The sequence below is a fragment of the Hymenobacter sp. M1-2 genome, assembly GCF_057808495.1.
This window is the reverse complement of record NZ_JBTYZO010000052.1, coordinates 1-5,113: the sequence shown is the minus strand read 5'-3', so window position 1 is coordinate 5,113 and position 5,113 is coordinate 1. Positions and strand designations below refer to the sequence as shown.

5 protein-coding genes are annotated in these 5,113 nt (G+C 56.7%); all 5 read left to right on the top strand.

All coding sequences use genetic code 11. From position 1 onward, the window contains the following. The first annotated feature begins 81 nt into the window (after positions 1-81). The 5 genes from ACYSMN_RS25415 to ACYSMN_RS25395 all read left to right on the top strand — a co-directional run bounded on the left by ACYSMN_RS25415 (position 82) and on the right by ACYSMN_RS25395 (position 4,932). Positions 82-1,170, top strand: coding sequence for a glycoside hydrolase family 43 protein (locus ACYSMN_RS25415; protein ID WP_488926740.1), 1,089 nt, complete (start codon positions 82-84; stop codon positions 1,168-1,170). Between the two features lie 77 nt (positions 1,171-1,247). Beyond that, positions 1,248-2,213: a type VI secretion system tube protein TssD gene (tssD, locus tag ACYSMN_RS25410; RefSeq protein ID WP_488926739.1), complete on the top strand. Its 966-nt coding sequence runs from the start codon at positions 1,248-1,250 to the stop codon at positions 2,211-2,213. Continuing rightward, positions 2,206-2,658: an SMI1/KNR4 family protein gene (locus ACYSMN_RS25405; RefSeq protein WP_488926738.1), complete on the top strand. Its 453-nt coding sequence runs from the start codon at positions 2,206-2,208 to the stop codon at positions 2,656-2,658. Before tssD ends, ACYSMN_RS25405 begins: the two co-directional genes overlap by 8 nt. Positions 2,659-2,676: 18 nt before the next feature. Continuing rightward, the gene (locus ACYSMN_RS25400; RefSeq protein WP_488926737.1) at positions 2,677-3,138 is read left to right on the top strand and encodes an SMI1/KNR4 family protein; all 462 of its coding nucleotides are present in this window, start codon (positions 2,677-2,679) and stop codon (positions 3,136-3,138) included. A 183-nt stretch (positions 3,139-3,321) separates the two neighbouring features. Further along, entirely contained in the window at positions 3,322-4,932 is a 1,611-nt protein-coding gene (locus ACYSMN_RS25395) for a helix-turn-helix domain-containing protein (RefSeq protein ID WP_488926736.1), read from the top strand. Positions 4,933-5,113 lie beyond the last annotated feature (181 nt).

Here is a 5,113-nt window from a genome sequence, read left to right as displayed (position 1 = left end):
ACTGATTTCGTCCAGATTACTCACGAACGCAAAGATAATTGTCCGTACAACCTAGCTCCTTTCTCTCCTCTCCCACCCCAAATGACAGATTCCTCCAACTCCCGCCGACACTTTCTGCGCTACGCCGCTGGCCTCGGCCTCTTGTCGTTTCTGCGCCGGGCGCAGGCAGCAGCTCCGGCACCGCCGCGCACCTACACCAACCCCATACAGCCCGGCAACTTCCCCGACCCTTTCGTGCTGCGGCATGAGGGCGTGTACTACGCCTTCGGTACCACGGGCGAGGACCGTACCAAGCCTGATGGCCGCATTTTCACGGTGCTTACCTCCCGCAATTTGGTGGACTGGCAGCCGGCGGGCGGCGCCCTCACTCCGCCCGATGGCAGCGAAAAAGCGCAGTTCTGGGCCCCGGAGGTGGTATACCACGAGGGCACGTTCTACATGTATTACTCCATGGGCGGCGGGGCCGTGGGCGCCACGGTGGGGCATCGGCTGCACGTGGCCACCAGCCGCACACCCGCCGGACCTTACCAGCAAGTAGCCCTGCTTGACGTGCCGGAAAGCAAGTTCACCATCGACGCTCATCCTTTCCAGGATACCGACGGGCAGTGGTACCTCTTCTACGCCCGCGACTTCATCGACTCCGACAATGGCTACTACCCCGGCACCGGCCTGGCGGTGGATAAGCTGATTGGCATGACCCGGCTGGCCGGCGAGAGCCGCACCGTGATGCGGGCCCGCCACCCCTGGACGGTATTCGAGAAGAATCGCCTCATGCCGCTCTATGACAACCGCACCTTTGCGCAGTGGCACACCCTGGAAGGCCCCTTCCTGCGCCGCCACGAGGGCAAATACTACTGCTTCTACAGCGGCGCCAATTTCCTCACCGACCGCTACGGCGTCGACTACTGCGTGGCTGATTCCATCTTAGGCCCCTACTCCGATGCCGGAGCGGAAAACGGGGCCCGCGTGCTGCACCAGGTACCAGGCAAAGTGCGCGGCCCCGGCCACCACTCCCACATCATGAGCCCCGACGGCAAAACCGAATATCTGGTTTACCACGCCTGGAACCCCAAGATGACCGAGCGCCAGCTCTGTATCGACAAGCTAGCCTGGACCCCGCAAGGCCCGCGGGCGGTGGGTCCTACTTACACGCCGCAGCCCATGCCGTGAGGATAAAAATCCCCTTTACCTCCTCTAGTCATAAGGGAAAAACGGTAGCTTAGTGCCTCCATCAATGCTATCCTATCGTGCCAGTTCTACATGCCGAAATTCAGGTGTCCGGCCATTACGCGCTCTGCACCACCACACTCCACTCACTCTCGCAAAGCACCGACTATGTAGGGCGACCTAGTAGCACGGTTAAAGTCGGACTTATCAAGCTGATCTTCACGGGAGAAGAAGCACTTTCGGGGTTCTGGGCTGAGGTTGGGCTCGACTCGTACCGGCGTGTGAGCGGGCACATTGGTTTCTTCCATGAAGAAGGCCACACCCTACGGCGGCTTACGTTCTATGATGCGGCGTGCGTGCGATACGAAGTTCGCTTCGACGCGCGGGGCCGCAACGGACAGCCTTCGCTGGAAGCAGAAGTCCATTTCTCACCCGCCGCCATTGACCTTCATGGCGCGCACGTTGAAGCCCATACGCAGCTTTGGTGGGAGAAAAACCCGGTTACCCGCTTCAACGCGCTTACCAAACCGCCGGACCTGCTGCCTTCGCCTAGCTTGCGCGCAGCGTTGCCACCCACGCCACCACCGACCCCAACTCCGCTAACGGCTACCCCTCCGCAGTTACCTCGCCCGCCTAAGACCGCTCTAGACCCAAAAAACAAGCCTAAGTACTCCCCTACCATTGCCAAATGGTATAAGAAAGGTGGCGCCATTGAAGTGCTAGATGACGGAAGCTGGAAATACACTGACTGGGACCTTAATTCTGTTGTATACAAAGGGGGCTTTCCTGTTTTTGAGCCGCCTCACAAACGACAAGAAGTAGACATCCCTAACATGCAAGGAAATTGCACGACAGATTACGATGCTGCGGATGCACTTGCACTTGAAGGACCAGCACTTGACGGAAACACCTGGCATCACCATCAAAATTTGGTTACGATGCAGGAGGTGAATGACAAGGTTCATACCCGATTTACCCACTATGGTGCTCGCTCGATCATAAAAGCACGGAAGAAAACCCCAATACTCAAGAAAAAAGATGCTTAACATTAATTCGTACGGCAAGGCCGAAGAGAAAGAATTAGCAGCTTTTGAAAAAAAGCTTGGCTTCACGCTACCAAATGACTATCGCACTTTTTTAAAAGAGCATAATGGCGGTAGAATAAATAACCAAGTTTTCTTCGTAGAAGGTATCGAGCAAGATGTTTTGATGCGTGTTTTCTTTGGGCTCAACAATCCAACTGAGACACTGAATTTAGTATTCTGGCTTGACGAGTATAAAGAAGATATCCAGGAAACAGCTCTAATAATTGGCAAAGAACCAGGAGGAGGTCTTCTACTATTCATCACAGAAGGTGACGATAAAGGAATCTATTTTTGGGATCATGCCCACTTCTTCCCAGAATCATCGGAGGAAGAGGGCAATACATATTTCCTGGCAGATTCCTTCACTGAGTTTTGTGATTCATTAGTTGATTATAAACCAGCATAGGAGCGTGATGATGATACTATGCTTAACATCACACCAAACGGCCAAGCCAGCGAAGAACAAATAGTTGCTCTAGAGAAGAAGCTGGGCTTCTTACTTCCAGAAGACTACCGCACGTTTTTAAAAAATTACAACGGCGGAGCCTCAGAGGACTATCAATCATTCTTTGTCGAAGGGCTTGGCGAAGAAGTGCTCATGCACGTGTTCTATGGAGTTTACCAGCCGATAAAAAGTCAAAACGTTGCGTTTTGGATTGATGAGTTTGGAGACGACTTACAAGAAACTGCCTTCATTTTTGGCAAGGAGCCGGGTGGCGGTTTTCTCACCTATATCACCACCGGAGAGGATAAAGGTGTATACTTCTGGGACCACGGCCATTTCTTCGAGGAGTCAACGGAAGAAGATGGTAATACTTACTTTGTAGCAGATTCTTTTGCTGATTTCTGTTCCCTCCTAAAGCCGTTTGTTGAGGCAGATTCGTAAGATTTCTCCTGCCACCCAAAGCAGTCCTAGCCCATTATGGAAACAAAAAGAAGTCTCGGCTCTCTAGTCGGGACTTCTTTTTTGATGAGCTACTTTCGATGCGCTTACTTTGTCCTCTCTCAACAGTTCTCCAGCGTGCTCGCCCAAACCAGATTTGGTTTTTTCTTCGCCTTCGCGCTGCTTGTGAGCTTCCCTTGGGCTGGGTGGGCGGCCGCGCCACCTAGGCCGCTCGCCCCGGTTTCTGATGATACCGTGCGGCGGCCGGTGGCTTATCATTTCGTGCTGACCAGCTTACCAAGCAATACGCCCGCCGATGCGGCGCTCTACTTGGTCGGGTCGTTCAACCACTGGCAGCCGGCCGATGCCCGCTACCGGTTCCGCCGGCAGGCCAATGGGCTGTTTGGCCTCACGCTGCGCACGACGCAGCCCCGGCTCGAATACAAAGTGTCGCGGGGGAGCTGGGCCACCATTGAGGGCAGTGGGCACGGGCAGGTGCGCGCCAACCGCGTGGTCACGCGCCAGCAGGTGCGGGCCGGCGCCGTGGAATTGCGCGTGCAAAGCTGGGAAGACCTGAGCGGCACCTTCCAGTTCTACTCGCTCTACGACCTGCTGCTGCTATTTTCGTGCTTCCAGGGGGTGTTGCTTCTGATTGCTATTCCGAGCATTCAGCAGGCCAATTGGGCGGCCAACCGCTGGCTGTTGTGGTTGCTGGGCTTGGGGGCCGGCTGCACGCTGCTCACGGTACTCAGCAGCGACCGGACGGTGGCCAACGCTTATCCCCAGCTCACGCTGGTACCGGACTTCATCTGGTTTCTCTACGGCCCGCTGTTTTACGGCTACCTCCGCCGGCTGCTCTTCCACGAGGTACCGTCGCGGCGGCAATGGCTGCATTTTCTGCCCTCGGCGCTGCAACTGCTGGTATACCTGCCCTACTTCCTGCTCGACAGCTACGAGTTTCAGCTGCGGCTGATCAGCCACGAGGCTGGGTTGCGGGCCGTGCTATTAGCCACCGGACTAGCGGCCCTGATCACTAACGGGATCTACTGGCTGGCGTGCCGCCGGGCTATCCGGGCCTACACCCAGCAGTACGAGGCTAGCGTGTCGTACGCCCAAAACCTGCGCTACCTCTCCACGGTGCTAGGCATTCAGGCGGTGTGCCTGGTCGTGTGGGGGTTTCTGTTTGGCGTGGTGCTGGTCAGCAGTTGGGTGGACTTCGACGTGTACACCCTCGCAGCTCGCACCGAAGCGCTGATTTGGCTGGCGTTTTCTACGCTGCCCTATTTCCTGGGCTACGTCGTGCTGCATCAGCCCGAAATCTTCCGGCTGGTGCCGACTCCCGTTGCCTCGCCCCCGGTTTCGGCCCCGAATCCGGCAGAGGCCACCGAGTTGCCCGAGCCAGCCACCGCGCCGGCTGCAACGCGCCCGCCCCGCCCGCTGGGCACGCTTGATCTGCCCGCCGCGCAGGCCACCGTGACCACCTACATGCGGCAACACAAGCCCTACCTCAATCCTAGCCTGACGCTGCACGAGCTGGCGGCGGGGCTGCAACTGCCGCCGCACGTGCTGTCCAAAGTCATCAATGAAGGCTTCGGCCAAAACTTCTTCGATTTCGTCAACGCTTACCGGGTCGAGGAAGTCAAGCAGTTGATGGCGACCCCACAGGCCCGGCAGTACACGCTGTTGGCCCTAGCAACGGAAGTGGGCTTCAACTCCAAGACGGCCTTCAACCGCGCCTTTAAAAAGCACACCGACCAAACGCCCCGCGAATATTTCAGCGGCATTCGGGAAGAGTAGAAATCCACGTTGTGGCGGCTGTAGACCGCGCTGTTGCACCCGCCTGAATTAAGACTTATGCAATTAGGGTTCTTCTAGCCCCGGCGGGGCGGCATATCGGTAGTATTTGGAAAGAAGAGAAAGAACAAGCCCCGTCGGGGTAGGGCTCCCGCACCAAAATCAGGCAAGGCGGAGTGCTTGC